The organism is Mycobacterium sp. E2497 (genome assembly GCF_001668695.1).
Taxonomy (GTDB): Bacteria; Actinomycetota; Actinomycetes; order Mycobacteriales; family Mycobacteriaceae; genus Mycobacterium.
This window is the reverse complement of record NZ_LZKD01000134.1, coordinates 1-16,882: the sequence shown is the minus strand read 5'-3', so window position 1 is coordinate 16,882 and position 16,882 is coordinate 1. Positions and strand designations below refer to the sequence as shown.

The 16,882-nt window shown below is 61.6% G+C and carries 16 protein-coding genes; 11 read left to right on the top strand and 5 right to left on the bottom strand.

Annotated elements, in window-relative coordinates; all coding sequences use genetic code 11:
* Positions 1-140: 140 nt before the first annotated feature.
* On the bottom strand, positions 141-695 hold the full coding sequence (locus tag A5713_RS11315; protein WP_231980357.1) for a helix-turn-helix domain-containing protein: 555 nt from the start codon (positions 693-695) through the stop codon (positions 141-143).
* 179 nt (positions 696-874) lie between these two features.
* On the opposite strand from A5713_RS11315, the gene A5713_RS11310 reads away from it, so the two are divergent.
* The 6 genes from A5713_RS11310 to A5713_RS11285 all read left to right on the top strand — a co-directional run bounded on the left by A5713_RS11310 (position 875) and on the right by A5713_RS11285 (position 10,618).
* Positions 875-1,699 (top strand): hypothetical protein, encoded by an 825-nt coding sequence (locus tag A5713_RS11310; protein ID WP_156751850.1) that lies wholly within the window; start codon positions 875-877, stop codon positions 1,697-1,699.
* A 512-nt stretch (positions 1,700-2,211) separates the two neighbouring features.
* Entirely contained in the window at positions 2,212-2,607 is a 396-nt protein-coding gene (locus tag A5713_RS28260) for a hypothetical protein (protein ID WP_156751849.1), read from the top strand.
* Between the two features lie 59 nt (positions 2,608-2,666).
* Positions 2,667-3,932 carry a DUF4185 domain-containing protein gene (locus A5713_RS11300; RefSeq protein ID WP_082972902.1) on the top strand — a complete coding sequence of 422 codons (1,266 nt, stop codon included), beginning with the start codon at positions 2,667-2,669 and terminating at the stop codon, positions 3,930-3,932.
* 96 nt (positions 3,933-4,028) lie between these two features.
* Positions 4,029-4,619: a hypothetical protein gene (locus A5713_RS11295; protein WP_156751848.1), complete on the top strand. Its 591-nt coding sequence runs from the start codon at positions 4,029-4,031 to the stop codon at positions 4,617-4,619.
* A 345-nt stretch (positions 4,620-4,964) separates the two neighbouring features.
* Entirely contained in the window at positions 4,965-7,733 is a 2,769-nt protein-coding gene (locus A5713_RS11290) for a hypothetical protein (protein ID WP_156751847.1), read from the top strand.
* Between the two features lie 1,478 nt (positions 7,734-9,211).
* Entirely contained in the window at positions 9,212-10,618 is a 1,407-nt protein-coding gene (locus A5713_RS11285; RefSeq protein WP_068095523.1) for an MFS transporter, read from the top strand.
* A 54-nt stretch (positions 10,619-10,672) separates the two neighbouring features.
* Here A5713_RS11285 and A5713_RS11280 read toward each other — a convergent pair whose 3' ends face one another.
* On the bottom strand, positions 10,673-11,020 hold the full coding sequence (locus A5713_RS11280; protein WP_068095519.1) for a thioesterase family protein: 348 nt from the start codon (positions 11,018-11,020) through the stop codon (positions 10,673-10,675).
* A gap of 342 nt (positions 11,021-11,362) precedes the next feature.
* On the opposite strand from A5713_RS11280, the gene A5713_RS11275 reads away from it, so the two are divergent.
* On the top strand, positions 11,363-11,593 hold the full coding sequence (locus tag A5713_RS11275) for a DUF6400 family protein (protein WP_067919722.1): 231 nt from the start codon (positions 11,363-11,365) through the stop codon (positions 11,591-11,593).
* A gap of 211 nt (positions 11,594-11,804) precedes the next feature.
* Here the strand turns inward: A5713_RS11275 and A5713_RS11270 are convergent, their stop codons facing one another.
* Positions 11,805-12,230: a DUF4189 domain-containing protein gene (locus A5713_RS11270; protein ID WP_068095515.1), complete on the bottom strand. Its 426-nt coding sequence runs from the start codon at positions 12,228-12,230 to the stop codon at positions 11,805-11,807.
* A gap of 257 nt (positions 12,231-12,487) precedes the next feature.
* On the opposite strand from A5713_RS11270, the gene A5713_RS11265 reads away from it, so the two are divergent.
* A complete protein-coding gene (locus A5713_RS11265) occupies positions 12,488-13,390 on the top strand; it encodes an alpha/beta fold hydrolase (protein WP_068095533.1) in 903 nt (300 codons plus the stop codon).
* A gap of 27 nt (positions 13,391-13,417) precedes the next feature.
* Here the strand turns inward: A5713_RS11265 and A5713_RS28725 are convergent, their stop codons facing one another.
* Complete coding sequence (locus A5713_RS28725; RefSeq protein ID WP_197509110.1) at positions 13,418-13,573, bottom strand: hypothetical protein; 156 nt, start codon at positions 13,571-13,573, stop codon at positions 13,418-13,420.
* Positions 13,574-13,587: 14 nt separating this feature from the next.
* Positions 13,588-14,262, bottom strand: coding sequence for a DUF2510 domain-containing protein (locus A5713_RS11260; RefSeq protein ID WP_068095513.1), 675 nt, complete (start codon positions 14,260-14,262; stop codon positions 13,588-13,590).
* A 143-nt stretch (positions 14,263-14,405) separates the two neighbouring features.
* On the opposite strand from A5713_RS11260, the gene A5713_RS11255 reads away from it, so the two are divergent.
* From A5713_RS11255 to A5713_RS11245, 3 genes are all read left to right on the top strand, one after another.
* Positions 14,406-14,759 carry a hypothetical protein gene (locus A5713_RS11255; protein ID WP_231980355.1) on the top strand — a complete coding sequence of 118 codons (354 nt, stop codon included), beginning with the start codon at positions 14,406-14,408 and terminating at the stop codon, positions 14,757-14,759.
* A gap of 83 nt (positions 14,760-14,842) precedes the next feature.
* Positions 14,843-15,622 carry a cutinase family protein gene (locus tag A5713_RS11250; protein WP_068095509.1) on the top strand — a complete coding sequence of 260 codons (780 nt, stop codon included), beginning with the start codon at positions 14,843-14,845 and terminating at the stop codon, positions 15,620-15,622.
* Positions 15,623-15,747: 125 nt separating this feature from the next.
* Positions 15,748-16,575 carry an oxaloacetate decarboxylase gene (locus tag A5713_RS11245; RefSeq protein WP_068095507.1) on the top strand — a complete coding sequence of 276 codons (828 nt, stop codon included), beginning with the start codon at positions 15,748-15,750 and terminating at the stop codon, positions 16,573-16,575.
* The last annotated feature ends 307 nt before the right edge of the window (positions 16,576-16,882 follow it).

Sequence of the window (16,882 nt, the reverse complement as noted above, 5' to 3'; positions counted from 1 at the left end):
TAGCGCACTTGACTGGGGGTCAAGTGGTCGCAGGTTCAAATCCTGTCAGCCCGACCATTGTGATGTCCCGAGACACCGTTGACAGGTGTCTCGGGACATCATTTACATGTGGGGCCTGTTGGTGGGGCTGTTTCCGGGTTTTACTCCGCGTGGTTGGTAGTCGCGGGTGGGATCGAGTGTGAGTTTGCGGCTAGGCGGGAGTGGTCGTCGATGATGTTGAGGATCTCGACTCTGGTGCGGTTGGCCAGCTGCCAGTGGGTGACATCGGCTTGCCAGCATTGGTTGGGTAGGTCGGCTTCGAAGCGTTTCCAACTTGAGCGTGGCCGTTTTTGGGGTTGGGGGGTGATGAAGCCGCGTCGGCTCAGGACGCGCCAGATGGTGGCGACTGCGGGAACGGTGGTGATGGCGGAGTCGCGGGCGAGGTGTTCGGCGATGGTGGCGGCTCCGGCGTCGTAGCCCTGTTTGTGCAGGGTCTTGCGAAGCCAGATGATGCGTTCTTCCACCTGAGGATCCAGGGCGCGGGGGTTGGTGTGGGGCCGGCGTGAGCGCGGCTCGAAGGCAGCTGCACCTTCGGTTTCGTAGCGTTTGACCAGTTGGTGGACCCAGTAGCGGGAGACCTCATAATTGCGGGCAACCTCGCTTTTGCTGCGCCCTTCCAACACGACCGCGGTGATGACGAGCTGCGCCTTGGACATGGCCGACCTCCACACACAACGAGGTGTCAACTATGTCCCGAGACAGCTGCCAACTATGTCGTGAAACCAGACACTGTCAGCCCGACACAGGTCAAGGGTATTTTCACGTCAACATCGACTCCCTCTGACTTCGGTTTGACCCCAATTTGTTCCCCCAGTTGTCGGCGTACAGTGCATCCATGGCCGGGCGCCGAGCAAACCACGACGGAACAATCCGTCAGCGCTCTGACGGGAGATATGAAGCCCGGCTGAGCTACGAAGATCCCGAGACCGGAAAGCGTCGGCGGGTCTCTGCCTATGGCACCAGCCGCAAAGCGGCGATGGCTGAACTCGCCAAGGTTCGCGACAGGATCCAGGAGGGCCAGCCACCCAAGGACTCGTCAATCACCGTGGCAGCCTGGTTGGCGCATTGGCGAGCTACCAGTTTGGCTGCCTCCGATCGCAAGCCGTCGACCAAAGAGTTGTACGCCAACCTCAGCCGCAAGCACCTGGAGCCCGAGCCGTTCGGTGCCACTCGGCTTGATCGGCTGCGGCCATCGCATATCGAAGGCTTGATTCTAGCGATGCGTGCAAAGACCAAGCCCAGCAAGCGTATTGACGCGGAGACGGCGCCGGAGCGGGTGCGCGCGTTAAGCGACAGCACCATCCGACAGGCGTACACGATTCTGCGCGCTGGGCTCGACGGTGCGGTGCGCGATGGCTTGTTAGGTCGTAATCCCGCCGCCGCAGTTCGACGTCCTGGCGTCGAACGGGGCGAGGCGCTTGGACTGTCCTGGGACAAGGTGGATCTAGATATCGGTGTGTTGCGGGTGACCGCCACCCTCAACCGGGTGGGCGGGGCGCTGGTGTGTTCGGAACCCAAGACACCGAGGGCCTGGCGTGTGGTGCCACTGACCCCGGGCATGGTGACGCTGCTGCGCAAGCACAAGGCCGCCCAAGCTGCCGAGCGGCTAAGGGCTGCCAACACATGGCAGAACTCCGATCTTGCTTCACCACCGAGCTAGGGACGCGGGTTGACCCCCGCAACATTCTGCGAAGCGTTGAGGTGGCTGCCAGGAAGGCGGGAATCGAGGACGTTGGAGTGCAAACTCTGCGACACTCGGCGGCCGGCGCCTGGTCCGGCGTCGAGGTTTGGCGGTCTCGAACTTGACGAGATATGAGAGTCTCAAAACTCCGCATCGGAATCACCACTGAGCGGGGTGCAACTGGCCCGGCAGACCGTAGCGTGTTGTATGTCGGTCTCGTCGGAGAGGAGCCCGTGGTGCGGATGGGCCGGGTTACCTGGGGGCGGGCCATGATCGTTCTGGCCATATTGATGGTCATGACCGGCGCCGTCGTGGTCGTTGTACGAGTCTCGGTGCATCCCCCTGCCGGTCGGGCACCTAGAGGGGCTCCGATGAGTACGTCCAAGCCGTTATCTAGTACTTCCACTTCGGTCCAGACCGCGGCTCTGGCTCCGCCACCGCGAGGGTTCCCGGACCTGGATGGCTTCACTGACGTGTCTCGGGATCACGATGTGTCGCGCCTCTATCCTTTGGCGACGTTTACTAGCCCGACGGGCCTGCAGTGTGCGATGTGGAGCAACCGTGGAAGTACGGCAGCATCCTGCTTTGGGGAGATCCATGGTCTTGATCGTCCGGCAAACCATGTTTACGCGGGAGACTACAACGCGTACTTCGACCAGAACTCCACTCCCGCCACCGACTACCTGAACGGAAAGTTGTTGGCCTCAGGGGAAAAGGTCATCTTGGGTGCTGGTGGAAACCTGATGGGCGCCGACCAGATCACGTGCGGTGTGCAAGATGTCGTCGTCGCCTGCATGTTGGTCAGGGAATTTCGCCAGAACCACGGCGATGAGACTGCCCAACGGCACGGCTTCGTCTTGGGCCCCGAAAAAAGCTGGACCTTTTGAGCAGCTGACCCGCCTACGGCGCCGCAGATCAGGCGGTTGACTCGCTCCACCGAACAGCGATGACAAAAGCCCCTAGCCTCGGCCGGCCCTTCGGTTCAAAGATCGGCGTATGCCAACTGACTGATGGATCAGGGGGAGAAATCATCATGGCCCAAAAAGCAGGCAAGAAGGCCGCACCCGCACGGCACACCGGTGACGGATCGAAGAGCACGACAGGGCGAATTACGGCCAAACACCCACCAACAACACCCAATTGGGGCGTCCGCCATGCGCGGTCAACACCGCCGGTCGCTCGGGCTTTCGAGGCTAAGGCGCTACTGGCGCTACCAGAGCTGCCACAGCCCGATCGAGGTCAAGCCATCAACCTAGGTATCATTGCCGGCACCGATGGACCCACCGGTTGGCTCGGTGTAGGGGCCACGGACCTGTGTGAAATAGCACCGAGCGGTCAGGTTGCTCTGGCCGGCGACACATTCCCGGGAAACTGTTGCGGCTGCGGACCGGGGTGCCCCTCGATGGGCCTGCATGTCAAGCCTGGCACCCTTAACAGCAACACAATTCAGTTCGACCGCGCGTTTGGCCAAGGTGGCACCCTCTACGCCGAGCCCCCGCCTCATGTGGATCACGGTAACCCGAGCCAATTACCGGCCGGCACCATCCGGGTCTTCGGCATCGACTATGCCTTGGTGACAAGGACAGTCGACCTTCAACCTATCGATTCGCGGCTGGTACGAATCAACCCTGACGCTGGGTACTGGCCGACCGTTCCCGGGTCTTGTAGGGGCGCCGACTGGCAGTGGGGGAACCAAACGCAGATCAGCGGCTGCCAGGCGCCCGACGGTTGGGTGTACATCGTCGCGGACGGGTTCGCCCGCGATCACAAGGTAGTCCTCTATCACTGCCGTGCGGAGACCTTTGAGAACCGGGACACATGGTGGGCCTGGGCAAGGGTTGGCGAAGGCCCGGACTGGGCATGGGATCAGCCCGGCGTGCCCCCAACACCTTTGAACGTTTACAACAATGACGTTTTCGGCGAGTTAAGCCTGCGCATAATCGAAGATAAGTTCGTGTTATCCGCGTTTAACGCGACCACAGGAAATATCGAAGTTCGGGTGACTGACGACGTGACGCAAGTGTTGGCGTCGCCAGACCGGACACCAGTCACGGTCGTCGCGACCCAATCTCCAGACTCAGTTCCGAACAACTACGGCGGCTACATCGTTCCCGGCTCTACCCTCGACCAGGCACTGATTTTGGTGAGTCGGTGGTCCCCACCAAACTATCCGTACAACGTGCAAGAGTTCGTCGTCAATCTCAATCGCTGATACATGAAGCGGTGTTGAGCTGACATCCTCTATATCACTGCGAACCAGCTCGGGACGCTGGTGACATCTGCCGGAATGCGATGAGGAGAGATAATTATGGCCGACGTAATTGCGGGTGGGATCGATGAGGAGAACCGCACCCGCTTTTCAGGTGATGGCGGCCTCGGACAGGCCGTTGGCGGCGCTCAGGAACCGGTCCAGCGCCGAGGCGAAACCGCTGGTGGACAAACCGTCCAGATACAACAACGGCAGTCTCGTCTCGCCCGATGGGGCACCGCGATGCTTCTGATCGGAGATGTGGTAGTTGCGGCAGGCGCTCCGTTCTTGAATAAGCGCTTCGAAGGTTGGAACGGGCCGCTAGAGGCCGGCGCTGCGGTAATTGCGATTGGCACGTTTCTGGGCGTTTGGCTTCTGCAGCGCTACCGCGGGGCGGGCCGTTCCGATAGGAACTCGATGCGCGACGCCATTGCGGCCGCATTCGTTGCCACATACCTCGTCATCGTCGGTTGGGCGACCTTTTCCAAACTCGGCGGAGACCAGACGCAATTGGCCAGAGATCTTGTCACAAACTTCACGGTGTTAGTCGGAGTGGTCGTTGGCGGCTACTTCGGTGCAGACGCCATCAAACAGGTCACCCTGATAAACGCACAACGTCGCCAACAGGGCGGCGAAGTCGGCCCAAATTAGCGGATCCGCCTGACCGTTGGGCAGCCTCGTAAAGGGCTGGGTTCGTACGACTAGGTATCTCAAAAGAGACGACATAAGAGAATCTCGAAAGCGAGTCGCAGTTATGGCCGAGCTAGAGGGGGTATGACGACAGCATGCGCATTGCCGGATTTAGCGGAGGTGGCTGATCACCGCCTTCTTTACCGATGCCTCTGCTTCCGGCTTCACTGGGTCCCGACGGCGGCTGCATGCGTGTCGATTCGGAGGGGACTTTCGGCCCTTTCGACTGTTTGCGGGTCCGCGTAACTTCCCATGTAGTAGCCCTACATGAACAGGGTCGCTGGCCGAGGGAATAGGGGAAATTCGATGGTTGACAGTGATGGCGCTGACACCGGCGCGACTGGTGATTACGAGGAATTGAAGGACGACTATCCCGCTGAGTTTCACGAACTCGCCATCGGCACGCCGATCAATGCCGACATGAATAGGATAATGCTGACAAAGCGGGCGTTCGATGAGGGAAAGCTGAGCGCCCGCGGTCTATTGATCTTCGATGAACACAATGCTCAAGAAGATACTCATGTATGGGCCGGGGGTGTTGACAGCAGGTCACAAAATACATCCGGGTGGAATGCTTCGGCATCGATGAAATTGAATGCCGGAATTGCCGATTTCTCCGCAAAGTTTTACGCTAAACAGACGCACAATGAGTGTACTCGATCATCGAAAGCCGCGATCGCGGGAGTAAGCAAGTGGACGAACTTTATTGAATTAGAAACAGGCAACACGGACACAGAATATTACAACTGCGCAACGGAAAACTTCCAGGACAAGTATGACGCCGTATCACAAGCCGCCGTCACCGCCGAAAAAAACGCCGCAACCGGCGCCGGTCTTTCGGAGTTGCTGTTCCATCTGATCGATTTCTACAAGACGTTCGGGACAGGCTTTGTGGCCCGACTAGATCTGGTGGCCTACGGGGTCTTCGAAGCATCTTTGACGAGGGACAGTAAGTTTATTCAGGATGTTTTCAAAATCGGTGGGGGAGTCGCGGCTTCCCTTCCCTTCATCAGCGCTGAAGCTGCAGCAGAATACGTGCAAACGCACATGGACCAAAACGTCCAAACGATCTTTAACGCGCAGTCGTTCGGCAGTCCACCACAAGCCCCACCCGCGACATGGGCGAACAACGCAAGGCAAGCCCTCAACGGTAAGAGCATTGAAGAGTTCCTCAGTGGCGAGGCATGGTCAACGGCCGCTCCCGAACAGGTGGCTGAACCGGCCAATCCGACGCTGAAGTCTGCTCCCATTGACCCCTCGAAGCTTGTTGACATACCAAAACTGCCGAGCATCCTCGGCCCGGCGATCGAAGTACTGAAGCACAACATTCTGGGAATTTCGGGCAGCGTGGAATCCCCGGCCGTTCCCGACGAAACTCCGGCCGAAATCACGGCCGACGTCGAGGGCGAGCAGAACACGCTGAAGGGCTATGCGGAGTCCAGCCAGGTAGCCATCACTGGTAAAGCCGCGGAGACCGACAAGAAGGCCGACAGTGAGATCACCGATAAAGCTGCACAGCCTGTTCTTGGACTCCGTAGCGTCCCTGACAGTGGCGGCGACGACAGCGGCAACGACGGCAGTGGGGACACGAGTGGTGGGAGGGCAAGCGGCACCGCGTTCGACCTCGGTGGTTATGTAGTCGGCGGATACCGCTACCTGCCGTGGAGTGAGATATTCCCCAAGCTTAAGTTAAGTCCGGCGCTCACAATGTCCCAAGTGGTGTTTGGCCACTCCTTAGCATGGCTTGAGATCCGAGGTGTCTTCGCGCAGTATTTGGAGTTCTGCGCTGCCTTTCGTGGCGTAACCCGCAATCAATCCGGAGATGAAGTAGATATCGGGAACACGGCCAGTGCATTCCGGCTGGCGCTGGATGTGGTGAGTGAATCGCTCACCAACGAGCTGACTGACGAGAACGCAAAGCTCGGCCTCGACTTCCTCCAAACATTAGAAGCCTGGCTCAAAGAGGAGCTCGACGCCAACGATTTCGACATGTACGAGCACTACCAGTTCTGGATCAACAATTACGAGTGGCTCAAAAGAGTTGCCTTCGGCGTGGTGGCCGTCGTCGAGCACGACAGGCAGTACTTCTATCAGGAAAACCCCTACCCGAACTGTCCGCTGTTGCACGACCCGCAACCAAAGGGATTCACTCGCGCGACGAGCATTAGGGCGGCGGACTTGATCTCGCATAACGCCTATCGGCTGTACCCAATCATTTCGACCGATGTCCACGGCGAACCATGCTTCGCCTGGGTCGGGGCACCATCACGGCTCACCGGCGACAACGAAGACGAACGTCTCCGGCGCAGCGGGTTGTTGACACTGTCATACCGCGCCCCAGAGTTCAGTCCGGACGGCCCGAAAGGGAACCACCCTGAGGATTGGTATTACGTAATCGGCGATGCTAAGCCCCATGTCCGTGGGGAATTCGATCAGACCGTCGTGCCCATGCTGATCCATCAGAGCACGGCGGTGGCCGACGAGCTCCTCAGCGCCGAGAACGCAACTGATTTTCAGGGTAATTTCCCCAGTGCCGAGGAACGCTTGCAAGAAAGATGGAACAATCGCAAAGCGATGTTTGGAATGCATCTGTATCCTGGCGTCGGCGACGATACTGGCTTCGGACCAGTGGAAAGACTGCTGCAGGTCGCGGGGCAACTTGCACACGACGCAACCGAGTACGCCACTGTGCTGCCCAAGAAGGACGAGACGGGCACATACGGTGCGATCTGGGACGTACAAGGGGTATGTGCGGCGTATTCCGCCCCAGAAAAACATGACGCGATGTTTTTCTGGGGTCCTGAGGCAGGGCCGGGAAAAGGCCTGTTCAAACAAGACGTGTTTGATCAGTGTGCAGTCAAGTTCATCCCCGTCGGCTATCGCGCAGCGAAAATTGCCGTGAAAACTGCCCTGGGTGCTAAAGGCGGAGGAGATCTCGACCGCCGTTTCAGGCCCACCGAATTGGAAGCCTGGATGAAGGCTGGCGGAGGCCCAATGTGGATGAAGCCCCGGACCGAGCTGTTTGATCGTCTGCAGGAGCTCGCGGGAAATAAACCACCTCCGGAAGATTACTAATGTGACCGCATCGGGCATGCCGGGTCGTGTTTAGCCCGGACACATAGCTGACAGATGGTTCCGGGGACATCCCCGACACTCTGCGAAAGTGAAACGCCGGAGCGTGAACGAACGATGGTTGGAGATCCTGCTAGCACCCAAGCGCGATGACATCACGGTGGCCGAGACGTGCCGCCGCTCCGGCATCTTGCGGCAACGCTTCTACGTCTACCAGCACCCGGCTACCGGCGAACCTACGGGCGTGCCGCTCGCGCCTCCGGCATACGCGCTCGTGCAGTACGTCAAAACAACCTGCGACATGCAGCTCACCCGCACTCGTTCCGGTCTCGAAATAGACCACATTCGAGACACCACCGGTTGCCTTACTGCCGCACGTATTTGTCCAGGTCGCGCCGTCTCAAATGTTCGTCTCAGAAATAGATGTCTCAATCGATACGTTCTACCAATTGGTGAGACACACTTCCGAACTTCCGATTTCCAGCTCGAACACTGGTACCCGACTTGGCATACGCGCGTGAGCACTGTCGCTCAAACTCTCGGACAGCAGAATGCCTCTCGGCGAGGCGCGAACCCGCATCAATGGCATAGGGCACATGGGTCGCGATCGTGTCGTCAATGATCACCATCTTGTTGTGGCAGTGCACCAGTTGGTCGGTCGGTTGCGCCACGCCGCTCGGCGCAATGACTTATCGCTAAGGCCTCAACGTCAGCCAGGCTGGCGAGGCTGCCGCCCCGGTGACGTCGACCGCATGGGTGGAGTCCGAATGGGTGGAGTCCGACCCCGCGATCACGATATAGCCGCCCCGGGCCTGTGCCGGTGCGGCCAGTCCGACAGTGCAGAGAGCAAGAATCACTGCGGACGCAGAGGGCGTAACCAGATGCTAGGGAATGGGGTATGAGCTGGGAACACTTCACACCCGCTGACGGCGATTGCACGGTTGCGCATCTGGGGGTCAAGTGGTCGCAGGCTCAAATCTGTCAGCCAGACGGTGTGATGTCGCAAGACATCGGAATAGCCGCGGAGCTACTTTAGGTATCGAGACTGAGACAAGACGTCGGGAAAATACACGCTCCCGCCCTTAGAAGCGTCCGTGCGTTCGACGAACGCGGTGACGCCTGCTCGGCGGAGCGAAAATTCGGCTCTGCCACCGAACCCGCACCGACTTCAACATTCACCAACACACGAGGTCATGATTGACGGGCATAACCAGCGCCAAGACGATCAGCCACAGTCCGACACATCGTGGGACGGGTGGAATGACGTGCTCGGCCTTCTACGCGGCTGTAAGGCGTTGCTGATTAACAAGTTTGGCTTATGGAAAAAGAATTGTCTTGTATCAATGGCGATTTCACCTGGGTTGTTGCGCCTGATGGGCTGAATTGGTTGTCAACTCACAGCTACTCGTGAGTCACCTCGGAGCTTGCGTGCTTAGCGTCGTCGTCGGCCGCTTTGATCACGGAATTTTGGGGGACTGTCGATGACCCGGGCGCAACGCATTTCGAATTGGGATCCCGAGGATCTCGCGGCTTGGGAGGCCGGCAATAGGAAGGTCGCTCGGCGGAACCTGATCTGGTCTGTGTTCGCGATGCACGTCGGCTACTCGGTCTGGTCGATCTGGTCGGTGATGGTGTTGTTCATGCCCAGCTCTGTGTACGGCCTTTCGCCGGCCGACAAGCTTCTGCTGGGTGCCACCGCAACGCTCGTCGGTGGCTGTCTGCGCATCCCGTACGCGGCGGGGGTGGCCAAGTTCGGCGGCCGCAACTGGATGGTGTGCTCTTCGCTGGTGCTATTGATCCCGACGGTTGGCACGATCCTGTTGCTGGCCAACCCCGGTCGGCCGTTGTGGATGTATCTGGTGTGTGCGGCGCTAACTGGCATGGGCGGCGGCAACTTCTCCGCGGCGATCGCCAACGTCAACGTCTTCTACCCCCAGCGACTCAAAGGCGCGGCGCTGGGCATTGCCGGTGGCGGTGGGAACATCGGGGTGCCGATGATCCAGGTCATAGGTCTGGTAGTGCTCGCGACCGCCGGCAACCGGCAGCCGTATTGGGTATGCGCGATCTATTTGGTGCTGTTGTCACTGGCCGCCCTCGGGTCGGCACTGTTCCTGGACAACGTGGAGCTGCCCCGCGGTGAGCACAAACCCATGCGGGCGGCTCTGGTGCAGCGTGACACCTGGATCCTGGCGATGCTCTACGTCGCGACCTACGGCTCATTCATCGGATTTTCGTTCGCCTTCGGCCAGGTGCTGCAAATGAACTACATGGCCACCGGGCAAGGTGCGCTGCAGGCGTCATTGCATGCCGCCCGCGTCGCCTTTCTCGGACCGCTGCTCGCGTCGCTGGCCCGAATGTACGGCGGCAGGCTCTCCGACCGCCTCGGCGGAGGCGCCGTCACCCTGGGAGCCCTGTTTGCCATGATCGCTGCCATCGGCGCGCTGATCGAGGTGAGCGCGCATGCCGACAATCGCTCCGGGCCCTTGAGCGTGGCCGCCATGACCGGTTACATCGTCGGTTTTATGGCACTTTTCGTCTTGTGCGGGATCGGCAACGGAGCCGTGTACAAGATGATCCCGGCGGTCTTCGAGTCACGCAGTCAATCCATGTACGCCATCGAGGCCGAGCGTCGCCACTGGGCCCGTGCGATGTCCGGCGCCGCGATCGGAATCGTCTCCGCGGTCGGCACGCTCGGCGGTGTATTGATCAATCTGGCGCTCCGACAGTCCTATCTGACCACCGGTTCAGAAACGACGGCGTTCTGCTTTTTCTTGTTGTGCTATCTCGTTGGGTCAGTGCTGACGTGGTGGGTCTACGTGCGGCGCCCGTCCGCCGAGGCGAAACCGGAATTGTGCGAATTGTCGCTTGCCGAAACCGGTGGTTCTTAACTGCGGCGCGCGGTCACGGTCACTAACGCGTCGCGATGGTGCGCGGCATCTCGGTCACCGGCCGAGAAACTTTTCCCGGTCAACTATTACGCGATCGATTTCACCTCGGGCGACAACCTGTCCTGAATCGTCAATCGCCTCCACTTCGAACGTCAGACGTCGCCCGTCGACCGGCGATACCGGCTCGGCGGTGACCTCTACCGTGCCGCCTACGTGGGTCGCGCGCCGGTGCTCGATGCGCACCACGGTGCCAACGGTCGTCTGGCCGGGACCGGTGAACGGCGCAGCGGCCTGCACTGTGGCCGCTTCCAGCCACGCAATGAGCCGTGGTGTCGCGAGCACGGGCACATCGCCGCTGCCGACCTGCTCGGCGGTGTCGGCGTCGGTCACTTGGTAGCGCATCACTACACGCTAACGCGCCCGGGAATATCCCTTAATCCCCGGCATCCAGCCCGAATGGTCCTCTCGACGATTGTCCGGGCGAAGCACGTAAACATCGGTGCGAGAACGGAACAACTCGAAGATTGCGCAGGCATGCCGTGATCTGGAACCGGTTGCAGCGCAACGGGACAGCGCGTCATCGCCGCAACGCGTATGTCGGGAACGCGGCGCCGCAACGGGTGAGGCCCCGGGGTCGAATGTGACGAACGTCAACGGGCCATAGTGATGGCCGTCATAGCTTGATCAGCATAAATGAGGTCATCCTAACCAATCGTTTGTTTATCTAACGGCTGGGAGAGCATGATGGCCGACCTTGAGTTTGCTCATGACCTGACCCTCGACGAGGCGCGTCGACGCAGCGCAGTGCTCGACGCGATAGGTGACGACTGGGACCCCGTCGCCGTGCTCGCCGAGGAACAGAAGGCCTACGACATGCTGTACTCCGACCTGGACGCCGAGCAGCAGCGGATCTACGACCAGCTGGTCCGCGCTGGCGTCCTCCCCCCACGGACGGTGGATCGTGTTACCGATTGATCCGACCGCCGACCGTAGCCGCCGCGCATGGCTGCCCTGCCCGCGCTGCGACCACCGCGCGGAATGTGGCGATTGCCGAAGCACGCGAAACTGCGACACGCACTGGCAATACCTGCTCAGCAACAAGGGGACGCTGGTGCACCTGCAGTGCTCCGATTGCGGCCATCTCTGGTCGACAGATACCCATCGCCGCACCGCCTGAGCGGCGTCGCTATTGCGTGGCCACGAACGAGAAGTTGCGAGCAGTCGCGACGAGCTCCGGGTCAACGACACAGCGAGTGCCATCGACATTTGCCTGCCCTGACACCACCTTGGCCGCCGCCGCGGCACCGGCGGCATTGCGGGTGGGACCCCAGCCGCCGACCAAGCCCTGACCGTTATCCGACAGGGCGACACAGCCACCCCGACCCTCGGCGAGAACGCGGCAGTCGGTTGCGCCGTGCCTCTCGGCGCAATGACTGACCGCGTACGTCTCGACGTCACTCAGACTGGCGGCGCCGCCGCCGACCGTCACTTCGACGGCATGGGTGGAATCTGAACCCGCGATCACGATGTAGCCGCCCTGGGCTTGTGCCGGTGCGGCCAGTCCGACAGCACAGGCGGCAAGGATCACTGCGGACGCGAGAGGCTTGAACACATACTTCCTTTCACAGCGCGCTCGGGCAGAAGTGGCGCGGTACTCCTACGGTGCTCGCTCCCCGGGAGATCGGCTCACCGCTTAACAAAGCCTTGACACGCGTGTAGCAAATCTTCACCTTTGTGGCCCGCGGCCTATGGGGCGTGATGCGGCGCCACTCACCAATGGGTTCCGCCGATGCTTTGCTCTGGTGCGTTCCCGGCCGTAAACGAGGCACCGTCGGGCGAACGCCCGCATCGCGAAGGATGATGAGCGTCATGGACGCTGAACTGAAACGCTGGCTGGACTCCGGCGAGCACTTCGATTACCTCGGCTTCGACATCTTCTACCGCGTGGAGGGCAGCGGCCCTCCGCTGTTGCTGATCCACGGGTATCCCTTCAATTCGTTTGACTGGGCGCGGATCTGGCCCACGCTGTCGCAACGGTTCACCGTCATTGCACCGGACATGATCGGCATGGGATTCTCCGAAAAACCGGTGGCCTACCAGTACTCGGTGGGAGACCACGCCGACATGCACGAAGCTTTGCTCGCGCACCTGAACATCCGCAACGCGCACATCCTGGCTCACGACATCGGTGATTCCGTCGCTCAGGAATTGTTGGCTCGTCATGAGTTCGGTCAGCAAAGCTATGACGCGCTGCGCATCGACTCGATCACCTGGCTCAACGGCGGAATGTTCGTCGAGGCCTACAAACCCAGGACGGCGCAGAAGCTGATGTCCGGCACCCCGTTGGGCGACGTCTTCAGCCATGTACAGAACAGCCCGGTGTCCCGTCGGCTGCTCGAGCCGACACTGCGCGAGATGTTCGGCCCGAACACCAAGCCGACCCGGCACATGATGGAGGTCTTCAATCAGATCTTGGACTACAACGACGGCCGCCGGGTGCTGCACAAGGTCGGCCGGTTCATCAACGATCGCTATACACACCGAAACCGGTGGGTGCGTGCCATGCGACAGACCGCGGTTCCCATGCGGTTGATCGACGGGCCGGTCGACCCCAACTCCGGTGCCCACATGGCGCGCCGCTATGCGGAGGTGATCCCCGAGGCGGATGTCGTCATGCTCGGCGACGACATCGGGCACTGGCCACAAATTGAGGCGCCCGACGCGGTGTTGACCCACTTCCTCAACCACATCGACCGCATCGGCACCAGCTGACCGACCGATCGTCCGGCCGGTGGCGGGCTAGCCGTGATGCGGCGGTCGTTCCTCGCGCAGCCGACCCTCGTCCGACGCCGAGCGCATCTGCTCCTCGTCACCGAACCGCTCCACGTCCTCAGGCGTGATGCGTACCCGCGACGGCTTCGGCGCGGCCGGTGGGTGCTGCGGTTCGGTGGGCACGACGCGATTATGACCTACTGCTGAAAAGCCGGTAGGACGGTGCCGGAGTCGCGAATCTCCCAGATGCTGGCTTTGGTGATGCCGTCGAAGTTGATCTTGTTCAACGTTGCTCGCGAATACGTGAGGTCGATGGCGACGTGAGTCGCGGTGTTGCCGTACGGGTCGGTCATCGGGAACGTGCCCTGCACGTTCACTGCGGACGCGTCAGGATAGGTCGCTCTCGCGTACCTGAGGATGTCGATGGTGTCCATCCGGGCGCCGTCTCTGATCATCTGCTCGGTGTAGTTGTCGCGAATGGCGAATCGTGCGTCGACCACGTCGCCGTTCGGTCCCGGGGCAGTGGTGAAGGTGACTCCGTCCGGCTTCTTGGGGGCGGGCGGTGTCGAGGGTGGCGCCTCGGACGGTGCCGACGATTCCGCCGTGACCGAATTGTTCGACGTGGCGTCTTTCGTGTGGTCGAAAGCCCAGGTCTTGCCAACGATGGCGAGCAGAACCATCGCGCTCAGCGCCGCCAGGGCCAGGGCCGCCTTTCCTTGCGGGCCCTTCTTCAGCGGTTCGGTGGAGAAGGCATACTCGCTGGTCCAGTTGAGACCATCGAAGTACCGTTGCAGCCCGTGGCCGACCCCGGACGGGTCGGGGTACCAGCCCGGCGCCGATTTAGGCGGCGGCGGCGCCTGTTCAGGTGGCATCAACCCATTTTCGTCGCGAACCAGACATCCCGGCTACCCGCAGTGCTGACCGCTCGAAACGGATCCCGTCCGGTGCGCCGTCATGCCCTCACCCCTTCAGTGCTCGCGATGAACGTGAGGTGGCTTTGGCGTGACGGTTGGGCGTGACGCCGGGCATTCGACGCGCCGGGGCGTCCGGTAACCGCTATGAAATTACGGTGAGCAACCACCACGTGAACCTGACCCAGCAGGAAAGCTCGTTGATCGGCGAGAGTCATCCCGAGGCGCTCGCTCGCATGGACGAGCAGTCGCTGAAGCAATTACAGAGCCGGCTCAGGCAAGCGCGCGAGAAGAACTTCAGCCTGTTGCGGCGTCAGGGCGCGGCTCGGGTGGAGGCCGAAGGCGCCCGCGGCTCCGCCCAGCCGGCCAACGAAAAGCGTGGCGAAAAGGTGGAAATCTTCGACGAGGCACTGGCTCGGGTGGGCGAGCGCCTCGGCGCCATCGGCGGCGATCAGTAGCAAACACGGAGGGACGGTCGATGCCGTCGTAAAATCACGAAAATTCGTGGTTTAGTAATGGCATGTGTTGGGCACACAGCGCCATGACCGCGCATCGTCATGTCCTCCATTTCCTTGCTCCCGCGGTCGTCGGGGTGTCGGGCGTCAGCGCCTCGGTCTTCACTTCCACGATCCCGTTTGCCTCTGCCGCTCCGTGTCCGGACGTCCAGGTGGTGTTCGCCCGCGGCACCGATGACCCGCCGGGCCTTGGTCCGACCGGACAGGCGTTCATCGATTCCCTGCGGCCCCGCGTCGGCGCAAAATCGCTCGACGTATATCCGGTCGACTACCCCGCCACCCACGACTGGACGAACGCGGGCGAGGCGGGCGTCAGGGACGCGGGCGCTCATGTCGTTTCAATGGCGCACGACTGCCCCAATACCAAGATGGTGCTCGCCGGCTATTCCCAGGGTGCGGCCGTGATGGGCTTCGTCACCTCAGCTGCCGTACCGGCCGGGATCGATCCGGCGAGCGTGCCCAAACCGATGGACCCTGAGGTGGCCAACCACGTCTCGTCTGTCGTGCTCTTCGCATTGCCGAGTGACAAGGCGATGAACTTCTTTGGCGAGCCGCCGGTCGTCATCGGTCCGCTCTATCAGCCGAAGACCCTTCAGGTATGCGCCTCCGGGGACCCGATCTGCTCCGACGGGATGAATTTCGCCGCCCATGACACGTACTCGAGCAACACGGCAGCGATCGATCAGGGCGCGGCGTTCGCGGCCAGTCGTCTTGGTGGAGATTCCGGCGGGCCGGCGGGTGCCGGTCCGGGAGAGCCGACGACGACCGTCGGGTTCCCGTCTCCAAACGGAGGCTCTGCCCGTTAATCGGAGCTTGGCAGCGTCGCACGACGATGCCTCGTTCGAAAGCGTAGTAGCGCAAGTTATTTCGCATCGCGGATCGATCCGACGGCGGCGCGGCGTGCCGGTGGCAGCGCGAGCATAATCGGGTTGTGGACTCAGACGGCGGCGTCGGAGCGCAGTTTCGCCGGCTACATCAAGAGGGGTGCTTTCTCATCCCGAACCCGTGGGATGCGGGCTCCGCGATCGCTCTCGCAAATCTCGGCTTCCCGGCGCTGGCCACCACGAGCGCCGGGCTGTGCTTCGCGCGCGGTCTGCCGGACACGGTGACCGCGCTCTCCGTCGACGCGGCGCTGCAGAACATCGCCGAAATAGTCGCCGCGGTCAGCGTGCCCGTCAACGCGGACTTCCAGGCCGGCTATGCCGGCGGCGCCGACGAGCTTGCGCGGAATGTGGCGCGCTGTGCGGACACCGGCGTGGCCGGGCTCTCCATCGAGGACGGCACGGGCATCGCCGACGCGCCGCTCTTCGAGCTGGCCGAGGCCACCGATCGCGTCCGCGCCGCACGTTCGGCGATCGACGGCTCGGGGGCCGACGTCGTGTTGACCGGCCGCGCCGAATGCTTCCTGTACGGCCATCCCGATCCGCTCGCCGAGGCCATCACGCGGCTACAGGCTTACGCCGAGGCGGGAGCCGAGGTGCTGTTCGCGCCGGGGGTCCGTACCGAAGCGGACATCGCCACTCTGGTCGACGCCGTGCGGCCGTATCCGGTCAACGTTCTGATTTCGTCGAACACTGGGCTGACGGTGGCCGACCTCGCACAGCTGGGGGTGCGGCGGATCAGCGTCGGCTCAGCCTTCAGCCGGGTCGCGTGGGGTGCTTTCTTAGGTGCCGCGCGGAAATTGAAGGACGACGGGTCATTCGAGGGACTCGCCGGTGCCGCGAGCTTCGACGAGCTGAATGCGTTGTTCACCGAGTAGTGCGGTTCGATTCGTTAATTCGTGCCCGGCTGCTGGACGGCGGACGGCTCATCCGGTGCCCTATGCGGATCCGAGACGCACGATCAACGACTTGAGACCGACGCCAAGCAGCAAGCAAGTTGGGGAAATCGATCCGCGTTTCTCGCACTGCTCCTATTCTTCGACCAACAGATACGGATCTCGCCCTTTTGGCAAGGAGACGAAATGAGGATTCGTTTCATTGTTTCGGCGCTCGGGGCGGGTGTCGTGGCGTTAGCGGTGGGGTGTGGCGGCGGGCAGGGTGGCGGCCACAGCACAACGCCGGCGC

Excerpts from the sequence above, each read along its gene's own strand:
- A5713_RS11315 (WP_231980357.1), bottom strand. The coding sequence starts at position 695 with ATGTCCAAGGCGCAGCTCGTCATCACCGCGGTCGTGTTGGAAGGGCGC.
- A5713_RS11310 (WP_156751850.1), top strand. The coding sequence starts at position 875 with ATGGCCGGGCGCCGAGCAAACCACGACGGAACAATCCGTCAGCGCTCT.
- A5713_RS11300 (WP_082972902.1), top strand. The coding sequence starts at position 2,667 with ATGACAAAAGCCCCTAGCCTCGGCCGGCCCTTCGGTTCAAAGATCGGC.
- A5713_RS11295 (WP_156751848.1), top strand. The coding sequence starts at position 4,029 with ATGGCCGACGTAATTGCGGGTGGGATCGATGAGGAGAACCGCACCCGC.
- A5713_RS11290 (WP_156751847.1), top strand. The coding sequence starts at position 4,965 with ATGGTTGACAGTGATGGCGCTGACACCGGCGCGACTGGTGATTACGAG.
- A5713_RS11285 (WP_068095523.1), top strand. The coding sequence starts at position 9,212 with ATGACCCGGGCGCAACGCATTTCGAATTGGGATCCCGAGGATCTCGCG.
- A5713_RS11280 (WP_068095519.1), bottom strand. The coding sequence starts at position 11,020 with ATGCGCTACCAAGTGACCGACGCCGACACCGCCGAGCAGGTCGGCAGC.
- A5713_RS11275 (WP_067919722.1), top strand. The coding sequence starts at position 11,363 with ATGGCCGACCTTGAGTTTGCTCATGACCTGACCCTCGACGAGGCGCGT.
- A5713_RS11265 (WP_068095533.1), top strand. The coding sequence starts at position 12,488 with ATGGACGCTGAACTGAAACGCTGGCTGGACTCCGGCGAGCACTTCGAT.
- A5713_RS11260 (WP_068095513.1), bottom strand. The coding sequence starts at position 14,262 with ATGCCACCTGAACAGGCGCCGCCGCCGCCTAAATCGGCGCCGGGCTGG.
- A5713_RS11250 (WP_068095509.1), top strand. The coding sequence starts at position 14,843 with ATGACCGCGCATCGTCATGTCCTCCATTTCCTTGCTCCCGCGGTCGTC.